13 protein-coding genes are annotated in these 18805 nt (G+C 44.2%); 6 read left to right on the forward strand and 7 right to left on the reverse strand.

Features of this window, described 5'->3' with window-relative positions; translation table 11 throughout:
• Positions 1-48: 48 nt before the first annotated feature.
• Entirely contained in the window at positions 49-687 is a 639-nt protein-coding gene (locus ATB78_RS16190; protein WP_061009229.1) for a lysoplasmalogenase, read from the reverse strand.
• A 267-nt stretch (positions 688-954) separates the two neighbouring features.
• Complete coding sequence (locus ATB78_RS16195) at positions 955-2103, reverse strand: iron-containing alcohol dehydrogenase (protein ID WP_009704481.1); 1149 nt, start codon at positions 2101-2103, stop codon at positions 955-957.
• Positions 2104-2284: 181 nt separating this feature from the next.
• Here ATB78_RS16195 and ATB78_RS16200 point away from each other — a divergent pair, with 181 nt between their 5' ends.
• Together ATB78_RS16200 and ATB78_RS16205 are read left to right on the forward strand one after the other, a co-directional pair.
• A complete protein-coding gene (locus ATB78_RS16200) occupies positions 2285-3166 on the forward strand; it encodes an AraC family transcriptional regulator (protein WP_020197048.1) in 882 nt (293 codons plus the stop codon).
• Between the two features lie 277 nt (positions 3167-3443).
• On the forward strand, positions 3444-6608 hold the full coding sequence (locus ATB78_RS16205) for a glycosyl hydrolase family 18 protein (protein WP_061009230.1): 3165 nt from the start codon (positions 3444-3446) through the stop codon (positions 6606-6608).
• A 99-nt stretch (positions 6609-6707) separates the two neighbouring features.
• Here the strand turns inward: ATB78_RS16205 and glgC are convergent, their stop codons facing one another.
• The 4 genes from glgC to ATB78_RS16225 form a co-directional block, all read right to left on the reverse strand.
• Entirely contained in the window at positions 6708-7922 is a 1215-nt protein-coding gene (glgC, locus tag ATB78_RS16210) for a glucose-1-phosphate adenylyltransferase (RefSeq protein WP_061009231.1), read from the reverse strand.
• A 381-nt stretch (positions 7923-8303) separates the two neighbouring features.
• On the reverse strand, positions 8304-10052 hold the full coding sequence (locus ATB78_RS16215; protein WP_061009232.1) for a formate--tetrahydrofolate ligase: 1749 nt from the start codon (positions 10050-10052) through the stop codon (positions 8304-8306).
• A gap of 237 nt (positions 10053-10289) precedes the next feature.
• Positions 10290-11594 carry an inosine/guanosine kinase gene (locus ATB78_RS16220; RefSeq protein ID WP_009704476.1) on the reverse strand — a complete coding sequence of 435 codons (1305 nt, stop codon included), beginning with the start codon at positions 11592-11594 and terminating at the stop codon, positions 10290-10292.
• Between the two features lie 130 nt (positions 11595-11724).
• Entirely contained in the window at positions 11725-12198 is a 474-nt protein-coding gene (locus ATB78_RS16225) for a CreA family protein (protein WP_005441905.1), read from the reverse strand.
• A gap of 213 nt (positions 12199-12411) precedes the next feature.
• Here ATB78_RS16225 and ATB78_RS16230 point away from each other — a divergent pair, with 213 nt between their 5' ends.
• The 3 genes from ATB78_RS16230 to ATB78_RS16240 all read left to right on the forward strand — a co-directional run bounded on the left by ATB78_RS16230 (position 12412) and on the right by ATB78_RS16240 (position 15659).
• The gene (locus tag ATB78_RS16230) at positions 12412-12921 is read left to right on the forward strand and encodes a hypothetical protein (RefSeq protein WP_005441903.1); all 510 of its coding nucleotides are present in this window, start codon (positions 12412-12414) and stop codon (positions 12919-12921) included.
• Between the two features lie 71 nt (positions 12922-12992).
• Positions 12993-14747 (forward strand): HD domain-containing phosphohydrolase, encoded by a 1755-nt coding sequence (locus ATB78_RS16235; RefSeq protein ID WP_061009233.1) that lies wholly within the window; start codon positions 12993-12995, stop codon positions 14745-14747.
• Positions 14748-14990: 243 nt separating this feature from the next.
• Complete coding sequence (locus tag ATB78_RS16240) at positions 14991-15659, forward strand: HAD-IA family hydrolase (RefSeq protein WP_061009234.1); 669 nt, start codon at positions 14991-14993, stop codon at positions 15657-15659.
• Between the two features lie 469 nt (positions 15660-16128).
• Here the strand turns inward: ATB78_RS16240 and ATB78_RS16245 are convergent, their stop codons facing one another.
• Positions 16129-17559, reverse strand: coding sequence for a methyl-accepting chemotaxis protein (locus ATB78_RS16245; RefSeq protein WP_061009235.1), 1431 nt, complete (start codon positions 17557-17559; stop codon positions 16129-16131).
• A gap of 606 nt (positions 17560-18165) precedes the next feature.
• Here ATB78_RS16245 and ATB78_RS16250 point away from each other — a divergent pair.
• Positions 18166-18762 (forward strand): ACP phosphodiesterase, encoded by a 597-nt coding sequence (locus ATB78_RS16250; protein WP_061009236.1) that lies wholly within the window; start codon positions 18166-18168, stop codon positions 18760-18762.
• Positions 18763-18805 lie beyond the last annotated feature (43 nt).

An 18805-nucleotide genomic window follows, 5' to 3' on the forward strand; every position in this document is an offset into this window, starting at 1 on the left:
TGGTGAGCAAATAACTCGTGATAAAACTAACCGATAATATAGTCAGTTTTAGAGGAAACGGATCACTATGGCGAACACGGACATCGTGATTAAATATTGGGCGGAATAGTAGGTGGTCATGACAACTTGTCGAGAGAAAATCGACGTGCCACCGAAGCGTTCAAACGCCAAAACCGCACCGGATAAAGTAAAGACAAAGCTGCCTAAAACTGCAAATGCGGAAGATTGGGTTTTACCACTGGCATAGTATTCCATCGACATCCACAACATGGCCATGAGGACGAAGATGTAACTGGCGACAGACCATTTCTCTTTCCCCAAATCGGGTTTAAAGAAGAAATAAGCGCAGAGACCGACGCCGAACACGGCAAAAGGCAACCAAGGTGTAAAGTGCCAAGCTGCCATATTAATGAAGCCTAAGGCGTAACAAATTAATGCTAGGCAAAATAGCTTAATACCGAGAATGAACTTGTCTTTCGGGTGCATCATGGCTAAGTCACCGATAAGCGAGATTGACAGACCGGCGATGATCCACTGAGTGTAGGGAAGATGATTTGAAGGTGATAGGAGTAGCATTCCAATCATGGCTACGATCGGAAGCGGTTTGGTCAAAAAGAATAGCCATTTTGGGCCAGTCTTAATACTGATGATATGTATGAACGCACAAGCTATGACAATCAGCCACATACGAATAACTCTTGAATAGACGACTAAACGCTCATCTTTTTATGAGCAAGCTAAAAAAAGACACTTCGAATAGTAAGCACTTGGTTTGTTTTTGGTCATCGGCTTACATAACAACATCGAACCATCGCTTATTTGTTAGTTTTCTAGCAGAAAAGTTCAATATTTATCGAGTTGTCAATGTCGCGCTAAATTAACATAAAAAAACGGCATTGTGTCCGCGTAGACACAATGCCGTCAAAAAAGGCAGTAATTTAATAGATCGAGTCGTTATGCAACGGCAAGTTCTAGAATTTTTCGGCTGTTTTCTAGGTCGATTGCTTGGTTCTCGCCAAGAACCGTCATGCCGTGTTTGTTCAGTTGATCAATCACAGCATCGATAGCTGCTTGACGGTCATCACCGTAACCTTCAAGTTGAGTCGCGACTTCTAGCTGATGGTAGAAAGCTTCAATCGATTGGATTGTGCGTTCTGCCAAATCTTCACCTTCTGCCAAGCCAAATACGTTACGACCCATTTGCTCAAGCTTAGGGCGTTTGAATTCCATTTGGTTGCGAAGTAGAGATGGTTGAATGATCGCTAGTGAACGAGCGTGGTCTACGTGCCATAGTGCAGTTAGCTCGTGGCCAATCATGTGCGTTGCCCAATCTTGAGGAACACCACTACCGATTAGACCGTTCAATGCTTGGTTTGCTGTCCACATTAGGTTCGCACGCCATTGGTCGTTATCACGTTCTGCGAACTGGTCACCCAATACTTTTAGGTTTTTAAGTAGCGCTTCTGCGTAACCGTCTTGAACCATTGCGCCAGTTGGCAGTGTTAGGTACTGCTCACATACGTGTACCCATGCATCAACTAGGCCGTTGATAAGCTGACGCTCTGGTAGAGTTTTCATTACGTCTGGATCAAGCACGGCAAATTTTGGTTGAACAGCAGGCGCTAGAAATGCCAATTTGTCTTGGGTTTCTTTCTTAGTGATTACTGCACCCATGTTTGACTCAGAACCGGTTGCAGGCAAAGTAAGAATCGCAGCAAGCGGTGTTGCTTCTGTTACTTGATGTTTGCCTACCATGATGTCCCAACCGTCACCGTCGTATTTTGCAGATGCTGCAACGTACTTAGAACCATCGATAACTGAACCACCACCAACAGCTAGGATAAAGTCAACGTTTTGCTCTTTTACGATAGCAACCGCTTTATCTAGCGTCTCTTTTGTTGGGTTTGGCTCTACACCTGAAAACTCAAGCCATTCACGGCCTTCTAATGCTTGTGCTACTTGGTCGTAAACACCGTTCTTTTTAATAGAACCACCACCGTAGATAACGAGCACTTTTTGATCGGCAGGGATCGCTTCTTTGATTGCTGCGATTTGGCCTTGGCCGAAGAAGATTTGAGTTGGGTTGACGTATGAAAAGTTCATTATTAGACCTCTTGCTTCCAATGTGAGGAGAGTGAATACATGCATATTAGTACGCGTTTGTGAGAACGAGTAGGCTGATTTCTGCAAATTTATTGCCTATTTCTACAAATATGCGTTTCTTATGCTGGAACTGTAATCAGAACTCCAAGTATAGTGCGAGCATAACTATTGGAGTGACAAGATGAAGACACTTGCTGAGATCATGCAGCAATACGCCACTAAATTTGGTTTAGACGATTTAGAGGGCATCAAAGAAACCGCCATTGACGGGGTATGGTTCTACCGCAGTAGCAAAGGGAACAATCGTCAACCGTTTGTGTACCAGTCTGGCATCATCGTTTTGGGGCAAGGCTACAAGAACATTCACATTGGCCAAACGCCAGTTCGTTATGGCCCAGATGACTATTTGGTTGTCGGTGTACCCATGCCACTTGAGTGTGAAGCGATTGCTGTTGACGATGAGCCTTTATTGGGAATCTCCATCGACATTTCTCCCGCCATGCTGCAAAAGCTGGTCAAGAAGTTGGAATCACAACGATTCAGTAATGTTTGTGAGGATGATACTCGCTGTGGGTTGAAATCGGTACGCATGAACGACCAAATGTTGGATGCGTGCAAACGCCTTATGACGGCACTATGTAGCGATCTTGAAGTCGCAATGCTCGGTGACATGCTGTTAGAAGAAATTGTGTACCGCACGCTGGTGAGCGAATCCGGTCATGTACTGTTTGAGCTCGCACACCAAGAAGGTTCTTACGCGAGGGTAGCAAAAGCGCTAAACCGCGTTCATCAGGAATACCACGAACAACTCAATGTACAAACCTTGGCTGAAGAAGCGAACATGAGTGTCTCTGCATTCCACCAAGCGTTTAGAAGTGTGACTCTAGAGTCGCCTTTGCAATACATCAAAAAGGTGCGTTTAAACAAAGCACGCGAATTGATTCAGTTAGAAGGTCGCCGAGTGAACGATGCTGCGCGCCTTGTGGGTTACAGCAGCCCATCACAGTTCAGTCGAGAGTACAAGCGACACTTCAACGAAACACCCAGATCAACAAAGGCTTAGTGATCTTTATTTCAAAATTAGGACTTTTTTTGTCTTTTTTAATAATTTGCGATCGACATATTTATTTGGGTAATGAAATTAGTTGTTGGTGCAAAATAAGGTGTTAATTGTTGCAATCATTTAGTGGATTCTTGAGAGGTGCTGCTGAAAATTTATAAATACATAGTGTGAAATGCTGCACTTGTACTTAAGTTATTTTACGTCGAAACAAAAGTAACTATACGTGTTAGTTAAGCGTATTTTGTATTGTATTAACAATAACTTAAGGAAGAGCAATATGCACCTTAGAAGTGGGAAAGCAGTGAAGAGTGCCTTTACACTCAGTACATTAACTGCGTCTTGTCTAATGGCCTTCAACAGCTATGCAGCGGTTGATTGTGCACCTCTAGAAGTTTGGGATTCGTCGAAGGTTTATAACGGCGGTGACCAAGTTCAGCACGAAGGTAACGCTTATAAAGCGCGCTACTGGACTCAAAACAATAATCCAGCGCAAGCAGGTGAATGGGGTGAGTGGGAAAATCTAGGTGCTTGTAGTGGCACTGGCCCAGTAGATCCTCCAGTTAATGAAGTACCTACGGTGACATTAACATCGCCTAGTGCATCGGCTTCTATCACTGCTGGAGATGTTGTAAATCTTGCTGCAGACGCTGCTGACACGGATGGTTCAATTAGTAAGGTTGAATTCTTTGTTGATGGCGCATTAGTCGGTACCTCTACCGCAGCACCTTTCACTGCTTCATGGACGGCGACTGAAGGTGCGCACGAATTCTCGACTAAAGCGTATGATGATAAAAACGCTGTGAGTGTTGCGAGTGCAGTAACGCTTACAGTAAACGCAGGTCAACCAGGTAATGAAGCGCCGACTGTAGATGTCGCTCTTTCAGCGACTTCTGTTGAACTAGGTGCGACGGTTACCGTTACAGCAAATGCCGCTGATGCGGATGGTACAGTGGCGAAAGTTGAATTCTTCGCTGCCGGTTCCCTTGTTGGTACAGCAACAACAGCACCATACGCGGTAGATTTCACGCCAGCACAAGCGGGCAGTGTTTCTATTTACGCGAAAGCGACAGACGATGCAGGCGCAACAACAGATTCTTCTCTTGTATCTCTAACAGTGAATGGCGGTGCAATTACATCGAACTGTCGTCCTGACGGCCTATACCAAACGGCTGGTGTCGATGTTCCTTACTGTACAATTTACGATGAAGAAGGTCGTGAATTAATGGGGGCTGATCACCCTCGTCGTGTGATCGGTTACTTCACTAGCTGGCGTAGTGGTAATGACCCACAAGCTGCTTACTTAGTAAAAGACATTCCATGGGATCAACTTACACACATTAACTACGCGTTCGTCAGTATTGGTTCAGACGGTAAAGTAAACGTAGGTGATGTGACAGACCCGACGAACCCTGCAACAGGTAAAACTTGGCCGGGTGTTGAAGTTGACCCTGCGTTAGGCTTTAAAGGTCACTTCGGTGCGCTAGCAACTTACAAGCAAAAACATGACGTTAAAACACTGATTTCAATTGGTGGTTGGGCTGAAACAGGTGGTCATTTCGGTGCTGATGGCAACCGCGTTGCTGACGGTGGTTTCTACACCATGACAACCAACGCGGATGGTTCTATTAACCACGCGGGTATCGAGAAGTTTGCAACGTCTGCTGTTGAAATGATGCGTACTTACAAGTTCGACGGCCTAGACATCGACTACGAGTACCCAACATCAATGGCGGGTGCTGGTAACCCTTACGATAAAGACTTTATGGAACCGCGTCGTCCATATCTATGGGCTTCTTACCAAGAGCTAATGAAAGTTCTGCGTGAGAAATTGGATGCGGCGTCTGCACAAGATGGCATCCACTACATGCTGACTATCGCAGCGCCTTCTTCTGGTTACCTACTGCGTGGCATGGAAACCTTCGACGTCACTAAGTACCTCGATTACGTGAACATCATGACTTACGATTTGCATGGTGCTTGGAACGATCACGTTGGCCACAACGCGGCATTGTTCGATACGGGTAAAGACTCTGAGCTTGCTCAATGGAACGTTTATGGCACGGCTGCTTACGGCGGTATTGGTTACTTGAACACTGACTGGGCTTACCATTACTTCCGTGGTTCTATGCCAGCAGGTCGTATTAACATTGGTGTGCCTTACTACACCCGTGGTTGGCAAGGTGTAACTGGTGGTGATAACGGTCTATGGGGCCGCGCGGCACTTCCTAATCAATCAGAGTGTGCTCCAGGTACTGGCGAAGGTGAGAAGAACAACTGTGGTCACGGCGCTATCGGTATCGATAACATGTGGCATGATACTGACCCTAAAGGCAACGAAATGGGCGCAGGTTCAAACCCAATGTGGCACGCGAAGAACCTAGAAAAGGGCATTTGGGGTTCTTATGCTCAAGCTTACGGTCTTGACCCTGTAAATGATCCTTCCGATAAGTTTGTCGGTTCTTACACTCGTCATTACGATGATGTTGCTGTAGCCCCTTGGCTATGGAATGCAGAGAAGAGCGTATTCCTATCAACAGAGGACAAAGCGTCTGTTGAAGTGAAAGCGGACTACGTTATCGACAAAGAGATCGGCGGTATCATGGTCTGGGGGCTAGCAGGGGACTATAACTGTTACGGACTAGACGCTAACGGCAACCGAACGACGATTGATGCAACAGAACAAGCTTGTGCTGCGGGCAATGGGGAATACCACATGGGTAACACTATGACTAAAGCGATTTACGACAAGTTTAAGTCTGCAACGCCTTACGGTAACAAGATCGCAACTGGTGCAATCCCAACCGAAGCTGTAGACATTGCAGTGAGTGTTGGTGGCTTCAAAGTCGGTGACCAAAACTACCCAATCAACCCTAAGATCACCTTCACAAACAACACGGGTCAAGCGATTCCTGGTGGTACAGAATTCCAATTCGATATTCCTGTATCTGCTCCGGATAACGCGAAAGATCAGTCTGGCGGCGGTTTAAGTGTGATTGCTTCTGGTCATACTCGTGCGAACAACATTGGTGGTTTGGATGGTGTAATGCATCGCGTATCTTTCTCTCTACCTGCATGGAAAGACCTACCAGCGGGCGGCACTTACGAACTTGATATGGTTTACTACCTACCAATCTCTGGCCCAGCTAACTACACAGTAATTTCTGGCGGTAAAGAGTTTGCGTTCAAGTTTGAACAACCAGACCTACCAATTGGTGACCTAAACTCTGGTACTGGCGGCGGCGGTGGTACTGAGCCGGGTACATGTGATACTACGGGTCTAGTTACTTACCCAGATCTTCCGCAAACAGATTGGCAAGGTAACCCAAGCCACGCTAACCAAGGTGATAAAGTGATTCACAATGGTGTGGTATACCAAGCAAACTGGTGGACTGCATCAGAGCCGGGTAGCGATGGTAGCTGGTCTACAGTATGTAATGTCTAATTCAGATTAGTTGAACAGTAAAAGCGCGCGATTCACATCGCGCGCTTTTTATTTGGTGGGGTGTTGGGTGTTGTTATGACGAATAGCTAAGTGCAAAGGTTAGAACTCGTAGCCTTCTGGAATCACGACAATGCCTTTTTCTGACACATGGAATCGTTTTGCATCTTCAATTTTGTTCATGCCGATTTGAGTGTGCGGCGGGATGCGAACATGCTTATCGATGATACAACTTACCAATTGACAACCTTCACCCACTTCGACATCGTCAAAGATAATACTGTCGACTACTGTCGCGCTATCATGGATACGCACATTCGATGCAATAACCGAGTGCTGAACTGAACCGCCCGAATTGATTACGCCGTTTGCAATGATGGAGTTAATGAAAATACCTTCATTACCAGTCGCAGAAGATACCGTTCTTGCTGGTGGAAACTGAGCTTCGTAAGTACGAATCGCCCAGTTTGGTTGGTATAAGTTCATTGGTGGGACGGGCTCTAATAAGTCCATATTGGCTTCATAGAAAGAATCAATGGTACCGACATCGCGCCAATAACAGTCTTTGTCTACACGTCCTTTACTACCACAGAATTTGTAAGCATAAACCGATTGAGTATCGATGAGTTTTGGAATGATGTCTTTGCCAAAGTCGTGACTTGAATCTTCGAGTTTTGCGTCCTCTTCAAGCGCATCTTGCAAAACGTCCATATCGAAGATGTAAATCCCCATAGACGCTAGACTCTGAGTTGGGTCATTAGGAAGAGTAGGTGGGTTCTTAGGCTTCTCGACAAAGGACTCGACTAAACCATTCTCTTTAATGCCCATTACGCCAAACGCACTTGCTTCTTCGACAGGCACATCCATACATGCGACCGTTAACTTCGCGCCGTTTTCTTTGTGCTCTTCCAGCATTGCAGCGTAGTCCATGCGATAAATGTGGTCACCGGACAGAACTACGACATACTTAGCGTCGTTTCGGGATAACAGCCACATGTTGTGGTAAATGGCATCTGCTGTGCCTTCATACCATGCACCACCTTTGCGCATTTGAGGTGGAACTGCAGTGATGTATTCACCAAGTTCGGGATTGAAGATCGACCAACCATCTCGCAAGTGCTTTTGTAGCGAGTGTGATTTGTATTGAGTTAACACTAAAATCTTTCTTAAACCTGAATGAAGACAATTAGTTAGTGTGAAATCAATAATGCGATATTTACCGCCAAATGGAACGGCTGGTTTGGCTCTATCATCGGTAAGAGGGCTCAACCTTGATCCCATACCGCCAGCTAAGATTACTGCGAGTGCGTCTTGCATAATGTTCCCTTTCCCTTATTTTACGTACATCGAAAGCAACTTAAAGCCTGAGGAGTTAGCCAACTGCTGGTGGCTTTCGAGTGACGTTGTTGAGTGTCCTTTGAACTTATAAATGGTAGTGCTATATAACGTAGTACAAGATTCGAGCCATTGGATTTTGTTAATAAAATCAATGCCCTTTAGAGGTGGGGTATTATTTATTGCACTATATTAGGGAGTGAGGAAATTGTTGCTGCACCGAATTGGTGAAATAAAGTAAATACTTTAACTTGGTGCTTTCAGTTTACAGTGTAAAGGGTTTTAAAAACAATAAATTAGCAGTCATTTAAAACGAAAACAGGAGCACTATGGCTCCTGTTTGTTTGAGATAAACGTTTAACGCTATGAAAGGCCGATAATATTGCCTTGATCGTCAAGATCGAGATTCATGAACGCGGGTTTATCCGGTAAACCAGGCATGGTCATAACATTACCTGAAAGCGCGTAAACAAAACCCGCACCTGCACATAAACGTAGCTCACGAATAGGAACGCTAAAGCCACTTGGCGCTCCTTTTACAGCTGAATCAGTGGTAATGGAGAGCGGCGTCTTCGCAATGCATACTGCTAGTTCATCAAAGCCCAATTGTTCAAAGTGCTTTAGCTGTTGCGTCGCGAGTTCACTCATTTCAATATTTGCGGCGCCATAACCCGCTTCGCAAACGGCCATGAGTTTCTCTTTTAGAGTTTGCTCTTTGCGGTAAAGAGGGCGGAAATCAGAAGCTTGTTCACACGTTTCAACAACGTGTCGCGCTAGTTCTACGGCTCCTTCACCACCATGACCAAATGCTGTGCTGACGGCCACCTTAACTTCAGGGTTAAATTCGTGAATCAATGCCTTAAGCGCTGCCAATTCTTTCTGAGAATCTTGTGGGAATTGGTTGATGGCAACCACGGCAGGGATACCGTATTTGTGGACATTGTTAATGTGCCACTTTAAGTTTTCAAACCCTGCTTCAAGTGCAGCTTGGTCTGGATTGAAAATTGAATCCGGAATGGCCATACCTGGGCGAAGATCATAGTGACCTGAGTTTGCTTTTAAACCACGTAACGTAGCGACAATCACGACACAATCTGGTGCACGACCCGCAGCAGGCGCTTTAATGTTACACGCTTTCTCGAATCCCATGTCTGAGCCAAAACCCGCCTCAGTGACAACGTAACTAGAAAGCTTTAGTGCAATTTGGTCTGCGATGATAGAAGAGTTGCCGTGAGCGATGTTCGCAAATGGACCCGCGTGGATTAGGGTTGGCACACCTTCTAGTGTTTGCATCAAAGTTGGTGCAATCGTCTCTTTTAGTGTAACCGCCATTGCACCAGCAACTTGCAAGTCTTCAGTTGTCACTGGAAGGCCATCTAAGTTGTAAGCCACGACGATACGGCCAATGCGTTGACGCAGATCTTTTAAGTCTTTAGCTAAAGCGAGGATCGCCATTAGCTCAGAAGCGGCAGAGATATCAAAACCTTCTTCACGTTCAAAGCCGTTGATAGTTTTGCCTTCTTCATTGAGACCAATCTTAACCATGCGCAGTGCACGGTCGTTATGGTCCATCACGCGTTTCCAAGTGATTCGTTCGACGTCGATCTTTAGTGCTTTTAAGCCAGTACGGGCTTCGAACGCCTCGTAGCCTTCGCGTTGTTCATGATAAAGGCGAGCATCTAATGCGGCTGAAGCTAAGTTATGTGCCGCTGTTACCGCATGAATATCGCCAGTTAGATGTAGGTTTAACTCATCCATTGGTGCAACTTGGGAGTAACCACCACCTGCAGCACCACCTTTGACACCAAAGACTGGCCCCATTGATGGTTGACGGATACACGCCATTACAGATTGGTTGATCTTAGATAAACCTTGAGAAAGGCCGATTGTGGTTACGGTTTTACCTTCACCCAGAGGGGTAGGTGTAATTGCAGTGACCAACACCAACTTGCCGTCTTGATTTGCGTTTAAGCGATCAAGACATTGGGGATGAACTTTAGCTTTGTGTTTTCCGTGTGTATCGAACTCTTGTGGTAAAAGACCGGCATTGGCAGCAACGGTAACGATAGAAGACAACGGTGTGTTTCGGCAAATTTCAATATCAGACTGCATGGATACTCCAAAAAAATGGCTAACACGTGGCGTTCAACATCAAGTAAGCAAAAGACTTAGCAAGTGTTGCGCAAACGTTTGCGCAAGAATAATACTGGTAAAAAACGAGGTGTAAAGCAGTTCGTGCGCCTTAGCGTGCTACATCATAACAAAAACCACTAATTACTGCGCTAGATCAAAACAAAAAGGCCACCAAATGGTGACCTTCGCATATTTATTGCTCTAAGTACTTGGTTCTTAGCGATCCCAGTAGGTTTCTTCTAGGCTATCTTCACGTTCTGGTAGTGCACGTGATAGGCGAGGAGAGTGCTGAGTTAACACCTCGTAGCTTACACGGTTTGCGTATTTACAGATCTGGGATAGAGAAGAGTAAGTTAGGCAGCGTACTTCGTGTTTTTCAGAGTTTGGCACTTCTTTATGGTGGAACGAGTTCGCCGCCATGTCGTGTAGAAGCGCTGACAATGCTGCATCACCTGCACCGTTGGTGTTTTTGATCTCAAGTGGACCACCAAGGTAAGGACCAATGTGTGAGTACACTTTCATTGGGTTTTGGCAATCGTCTTTACGCATTGCACGGCTAAACTCAAACTTGTTGAACTCTTCAATCGAGCCTTCAAGAATATCGTGCGTCGTTTCGCGTTTCACTTTCTCATCAGTGTAACCCGCCATGTAAAGACCATCAGGACCTGCAGTACAAAGTACTAGATCTACCCACTCCAGTGCTTTATTCGCTGCTGCAAGTGGATCGCCTTCGCCAGTCAGTGCTGCGCCTTCTTCTTCGTTCATTGCAACAACAGATACGTTCTCGCGAATGTACTCTTGCCACCATTCAGCGTTGCCTTCGATCACATATTTAGTACCAAGCGTCAGTACTACAGGGACCTCGTGCTTCTTAGCAAACTCAATCGCACGTTGAACGGCTTGAGGCATTTGATCTTCTTCTTTACCACGCATTAGGTAAGAAGAAACAACCAGAGCAGATGCTTTGGTAAATACTTCTTCTGGAATGCTCTCTGGAGAGAGTTTGTTCATGTGACCTTCGTTGATCGCGAAAGTACGTTCGCCATCGTGAGTGATCAACGTGTAACAACGACCAATTGGACCATCTACGGTTTGTAGGTGGTTTAGGTTCATACGAGAAGAGGTACGGCACAGGTAACGGTAAGCGAAAGAACCAACTTGAATGTTCTTTGACATAACGCCGAGTAGCACTGATTTGCTGTCCGCAAGCACGGAGTAGTTATGAAGTGTGTTACCGATAGTGTCACCTGGGTACTGGTGAGTAATCAGACCTTGTTCTACTAGCTCTTCGTACAGTGCGTCCGCTTTGCTCTCTTCAAGAACGAGAGAATGTCCTTTACTTAGGTTGTATTTTTCTAAAAACGCATCATCTACGCGCGCTTCGATATCTACGATGGTTTGACCCACACCAACGACCGTAGGGCGGTACAATTTCGGTGCTTGTCGAATTTGGTTTACTAATGGATCTCGAGCGTGAGTTGGAAAGTAGTGTTTAGATTTTCGCTGACCAGGAAACTTCATGCTTGTTCTTGAGTGAGAAAAAAAGAGGCGGGATTGTATCACAAAATTTTGAAAATCGTTCCGTTTTCTTGCAAAGAAATTTGCCCGCTGAAAAATTCAACGGGCTGCTGTTTTTACACACAAATTGGGGTTAATTTGTAGGAGTTACAGTCGGTTCTACATAAGCTTTTGTGCCATATAGAGGAACAGTCGATAAGCTATGTTTGAAACTGCCTTCCGTCTCCTTGGTTGTGTAAGACAAGTAAAGTAGCGTTTGGTTTTCTGGATCGTAGATGCGACGTACTTTCATGGTCTTGAAGAAGATGCTTTTTGATTTCTTGAAGACGACTTCACCAGATTTGCTTTTATCAATCTTAGCAATCATCTCTGGCGTGATGTCACCTGTTTGACGACATGAAATAGAACTGTCACTTGGATCAGACAAGCTTAAATTCGCCTCGATAGAAGCAATATGACAAGTTACACCCGTCACGACTTCGTCTTGTAGGTGGCCGATTTTGATGTCTTTCATTGTAAACATACCCAGTGATACGTCACCCACTTCATTATCACTACACCCAGCCAGAACAGTTACCAAACCCAAAGCAAGCAAGCTTTTCTTCATTTTTCATCCCTTAATTAGGCTAATTTATTAATTCAATTTATCAGACGCACACACTTAAAACAAAATTTGGCGTTACCTCAGGAGTTTAGCTAGGTTTGTAAGAGGCTTCATGCTAATGTACCGCTCCAGAACAGATGACGCCTACATTTCTAATCAAAGTCCTGTTTTTCATTCGCTGTAAAACACTAGGCTTGCAGCGCTTAAGGTAAGAAAATGAACCAACAACAATTAGAAAGCATCAACAGAAAAAATGCGTGGTTGCATGATTTAGTAGAAGTCGAATTTCCTACTAAAGAAAGCATTGAAGGACGAGCCATCTATACTCGTATGCTCGACGCTTTAACCTACGATGCTGTCGATAAAACTACGCTTTTAGAAAACGGGCAAGAGTTAACAGGGGACGACATCTTCCTTGTTGATTTTCATAGGCTTACCGTGATGTTTTCGATTCTACAGTCACAACGTTGGTCGGATAAGCACGAGCAAGAAATGATCGTGGAATACTTAACTCAGATCATTTTGACACCTGAGTTTGAGCTTTATGTCGGTTTTAAACAAGGCGAGGCTGTGGCAGCGGCAATTGTCAGCCAATATGAAGGCAACACACTTGTTTCTGACATTACCGTTTCTCAAAACTTGGATAAATCGCAGTTTGTGTGTGATTTGGCGAAAAAATTGAACGACGATCAAAAGTTGTGTGAAACAATAGTCGTAGAAAATTGATCAATGTCGGTCCCAGTAGGGGATTTGGCATTTAATATGTGCAACAACATTCTTTCTCGGCTGGGCGACACATGGTTATGCGTTTGACGCGTTTATTGGCTCTATTTTTATGCCTAGGGACGGCCACAGTCAATGCTGACCAAACGGATTGGGAAATCAAAAGAGTACTGGTTTTACATTCGTATGAGCCCTCATACCAATGGACCAATGACATTCAACGTGGTATCGAAGAAGGTTTCGATCAAACTAACAGCGAAGTCAAATTATCGATCGAATACCTAGACGCTAAGCGGGTGCACTCAGATGGCTATTTTCAAAATATGGCCAATTATCTGCAGCTCAAATATCAAAACTACAAATTTGATGGCATCATCATCTCGGACGACGCTGCGCTAGCATTTTCCAAACGTTACTTACCAAGCGATGAACGATCCGTACCTTTGGTGGCTGTTGGCGTTAATAACACTCAAGCGACGTTAGACAGTTTAAGCACTTCCGGTAGTATCTTGTATGAACAAGATAAAGTTATCGAAAACATCAAGCTCATCATTAAGCTACGTCCTCAGATAAAGAACTTGTATTATCTCGCCGACAGAAGCATGACATCGGAACTGGTTCATGCTCGTGTTGTAGAAGAGATGAAGAAGTTTCCTCAAATCAATTTGATTGAGCTTCGGGATGAACCTTTGACTGAAGCTGCGGATAGGCTCTCAAAGATCAACCCAAATGATGCTGTTCTGCTAACTCATTTCAACACAGAAGCGGAACAAGGCCATTACCACTCTTACCAAGAAGTAGCACACGTTATTGGCGCTAAAAGTGTCGCGCCTGTGTTTGTCTTGTGGGAAATGTACCTAGAAGAACCGGGTATCTTAGGTGGATTCTTAAATCGTTCGAAGCAATATGGTCACGAAGCCGCAGAGCTAATGGCTGCCAAGTTGGGTCTATCGATGACCAAAACCGAGAACGAATTGATTTCTGAAGCCGTATTAGATTTCGTGGCCATTCAAAAATATGGTATCAGTCGCTACGACATTCCTAAATCAGCCCACATCATCAATGCACCACCTCCTGCAGTTAAAGTTAATATCAAACTGTTGCTCTTTGCTTGTGCACTGATAGTTCTACTTTCTTTGGTGATTGTTAGTCAGTTTATGACCATTCGCCAGCGTAAGGTGATCGATCAGAAGAACCGTAAGATCGTGACCTTACAAAAGCGCACCTTGAGCGTTCAAAAGGAGATGATTCACGTTCTTGGCGAGGCGATTGAATCGCGCTCTGGTGAGACAGGACAGCACGTTAAACGTGTTGCTAGATTGTCTGCGACCTTGGCTGAATTTTGCGGGTTAAGCCATCGTGAAGTAGAGATGATTGAAGTCATCAGCCCAATGCATGACGTTGGTAAAATTTCGGTTCCTGAATCTATCTTGGATAAAAGTGGCAAGTTAGATGAGGCTGAATGGGAAATCATGAAGCGCCATACGGTGAAAGGTTATGAATTGCTGAACAATCGTGAAGGCGAAATCACTAAGTTGGCCGCCATTGTTGCTCATGAACACCATGAGCGTTGGGACGGTACGGGTTATCCGAATGGCCTAAAAGGTGAGGAGATTCATCTGTTTGCACGTATTGTGGCGATTGCCGATGTTTTTGACGCCTTACTGAGTGAACGCTGTTATAAGCGAGCTTGGACGGTTGAAGAAGTTGTGGATCTGTTTACGCGCGAAAAAGGTAAACACTTTGATCCAACGCTGAGCCAATTGTTATTGGATAATTTGGACGACTTTATAGAAGTGCGTTATTTATATCCAGATTCTGAAGTTTAATCCTTTCCTTTGTACCGAGTGAAGTTTCATATTTCTTAATTTAGGGGCTTCATTCGGTGATCTCGCTTAAAAAATCATTAATTCCTCTTTCTCATTTCTACGAAATGCCAAGTCTGTCGTTTAAACATTTCTAAACTTACCTATCATGTTGATACATATTTAGTACAAATAAATAAGTCAATAAGGCCAATTAAATTGGTCAGCTAAAGTCTTTAAGATATTCAGCGTCGGGGGGAAGGGCGTATGGCTATTAACAATATAAAATGTGTCATCTTTGATTGCGATGGCACACTAGTAGACAGTGAACGCTTGTGTTGTCAGGCCCTAGTGAACGTCTTTGGCCAATACGGTGCAGAGATGAGTTTTAGTGAATGCGTAGAACACTTCAGAGGCGGTAAGCTTGCGGATATCCTTCGTGACACTAAAGAGTTGATGAACTTAAATGTTCCGATTGATGTACTAGAGCCGCAGTACCGTGACGAGTTACAGAAACTGTTTGTCCGTCATTTAAAACCAATGGACGGTGCGAAACGACTTATCCAGTTTTTAGATTCGCACAATATTGAGTATTGCGTGGCGTCAAATGGACCAAAAGATAAAATAGAATACTCGCTTGAGTTGACGGGGCTACTTGATGCGTTTAAAGGCAAAGTGTTCTCTGCATTCGATGCGAACAGCTGGAAGCCTGAACCAGACTTGATCATGTACAGCGCGATGAATATGGGTTTTTTACCAAGTGATTGCTTGTACATTGATGACACGCCGAAAGGCGTTGAAGCAGGGCTTAACGCTGGCATAAAAACCGTACAACTATACAACGGCGCACCGATTAACTTGGTCGATGACGAACGTGTTATTCAAATTTCCCATCTAGATGAACTAAAAGAGCAGCTCTTAGGCTGCTCAGTTTAGTGACAAATATTACTCAAACTATGGATGTGTTTAAATTTAGTTTGTAGGTAAGGAGTTTGATGTAAGCACTGGATGGAAGAAAAGTTTTTTGTATGAAACCCGCAAGAGGCACATGTGAATTTTTCACCATCGGATGAAATCAGATATTCATCGCATTGGCAGAGTGGACACTGGAGATCTTCAGTGTCTTTTGTTTTGTTGTAATTATTCATATTGTTCACCAGCAGCAAAATTAAATTGGCAAGATCTAGAATAGCCGAACACCTAACCTTTGAACATTCTTTAGTCGAATTCAGAGAATTATTTCGATTCACTTCAAAGTAAATTAAACAAGCACTCATCGAACGCTTGATTTAATTATTTTTCCGCTCGCTTTCCCTCGACAATCTAATGGTTGCTTTTTGCCCGTTGCCGTTGATCGAGCATAAAAAAAGCTCCACATTGGGAGCTTTTTTAGCGTGTTCGAGTTTTAGACTGTTCGGTATCGCTTCAATACTTCGCCAAGGGATTGAGAAGCTTTGGTTAAGTTTGCCACACCAGTTGTCGATTGTTCGGCAACTTCACGAATAGTATTGGATTGCGAACGAATGTCAGACAGCTCAGAAGCGATGTCATTCGCGACGGCACTTTGTTCTTCTGCAGATGTTGAAATCTGAATACTCATGTCCATTAATGAACGTGCAGAGTCGGCAATTGCGGTGACGTCACGACCAATCTCATCAATCAACTGGCTGCTTGTTTGTGCTTGTTGAACCGTACGGTCAGTGATAGACGCAATGTTCTGGCTTTCCGTTTGCAATTTCTCGATCATCGCTTGGATTTCGACTGTTGCCTGTTGCGTGCGGCTAGCAAGGGTACGAACTTCATCTGCGACAACTGCAAAACCACGACCTTGTTCACCAGCGCGCGCCGCTTCTATCGCTGCATTTAGCGCGAGAAGGTTGGTTTGTTCTGAAATCGCGTTAATCGTGGTAATCACATCGTTAATCTGTGTCGTGTTTTCGTTCAAACTGCTAACAGATGCGGATGCTTGTTCGATGTAACTCGATAGTGTTTCGATTTCCGAAATGACGCTTTGAACCCGACTACGGCTATTTTCGATTTGCTGAGCATCTTGATCTGATTGCAACGTAGCTTGCTGAGAGATACTTGAGACTTCTTTTGCTGAAGCCGTCATCTCTTCCATCGCTGTCGCAACAGAATCCAGCGTCTGGTATTGATGTGCGATTTGCGTTTCACTGAGCTTCATGTCTTGCTCAAACGCAGCGGATGTCTCACTTAACGTGTTGGCATTGTCTTTTACATTGTTGACAAGTTCTGTCAGCGTATCCATTGATTTATCTAGTGCGCAACCAATCGTGCCAAACTCATCACGACCCGGATGAAAACCTAGGCGAGAAGTTAAGTCACCTTCTCCAATTTTCTGCGTAGTGGTGTATAGCACCCAAAGCGCACCACCAAGGAAAGTCGCAACCCAGTAAGTGAAAAGGGCGAATGGTACCATCCAAAGCAAGCTAAGAAGGAAAGAGGTTAAAGCGTCAGATTTTGCTTGCTCAAACTGGCGTGAAAGGTTTTCTGTCAGTTGGATTGCCTGACCTGAACTCAGCTTCGCATAAACCGTCACGGTGCCGTTGTTGAATTTGGCATCATTAACGTTGCTCACGTTTACCACACCATTCACGCTTGCCACGTTTTGTACTTGAGCTTGAACTACGCCTGAGAGCTTCGCTTCTGCCGCTAGGATAGATTGCTGCTCAAACTGTTGAATATCATTGAAATAACGGCTTCCCGCCACTGAAGTTAAAGTCACTAGGAATAGAAGGAAAATGACCCACATTTTGTCGTTGATAGACATCTTGATAAATAACCTGTCTATCGTTCTAAACTCAACTTCTCTCATTTATAGCTCCATTTGAGATGAAAAGGGGATGAACAAACTTAGAGATATATCGAAACAAAATATGCGATGGTTATCAGCAAAATATGTAACGAGAGGTTGATAGATTTCAAAATATGAGATCTATGATCGCTTATAACGGTACGTCGTCTCCATAAATGACAAAAAACTAAATAAAAACTGACAGTTTGTTAAAGAAAGGGTGGGTGCAATTTAATGTAATTAATGAACGAGAGGGTGTTATTAGAGCAAACGTTTACTTATGATTTCTGTCATAGCTTTCTAAAACTTTACTTCTCGCTGTCATGAATGTGTCATATAAAGGCTATAAAAAGGAGTTGCTGTCATCGATGAAGAAAAAAAATGGCAGTAGAGATTGAAGCAAGCAGCTTCAGGAGATGTAAAACAAAGGAGGTCACAATGAGCGACCAATATCAAAACGACGAATGCCTAGAGATGCTAGATGCTCTTGAAATCGGTATTATCTTGTCGGACTACATTGGCTCAGAAGACGAAGCTGAATAAGTACAATTATTACTCTCATCGCGTCACAACAGACGTTATACTAAGTTCATGTAAGACGAGCCAAAAGGCCACTCACAGCGTCTAATGAACTTTCTAGCCCACCTGCATATTGCAGATCACTGTAATAGCCATTTAATGGGAAACTTGCTTGGAGATTTCGTAAAGGGAGATCCAAGCAAGCAATATCAGACTGATATTTCCAATGGCATCAAACTCCACCGTTTCGTTGATCGTATTACCGACCATCATGCTCTTGTTGAAGAATGCAAACCGCACTTCACAGGTGTTGCTCGACGTTTCGCTCCCATCGCACTTGATATGTTTTGGGACCATTGTTTAGCGAAAAATTGGTGCACATTCAGCCCGCAATCTTTAGATTCCTTCGTTCGTTATGCGTATAGCGAAGTGAACAAACAAATCTCTGACGATCTTCCACCGCGATTTTTAATGCTTCACAGCCGAATGTGGAGTGGCGGTTGGCTACAGTCATATCAAGACTTAGAAAACATCGAGTTTGCCCTTCATCGAATGTCACAAAGAAGCCCAAGAATGGCTGACTTAACAACAACGTTCGAAGATTTGGACAATGAATATGAGCAATTGGAAGCGAAATTTGCTGCGCTATATCAAGATGTGTTGAGTCAATCCGCTGAGTATCATCAACAGTTAATTAATTCATAACGTCTTGACTGCTAAAGGTAGTATGACCAAAGGGGCTCTGGTA

The sequence above is a fragment of the Vibrio sp. CUB2 genome (assembly GCF_001557945.1).
GTDB classification, from domain to species: domain Bacteria; phylum Pseudomonadota; class Gammaproteobacteria; order Enterobacterales; family Vibrionaceae; genus Vibrio; species Vibrio owensii.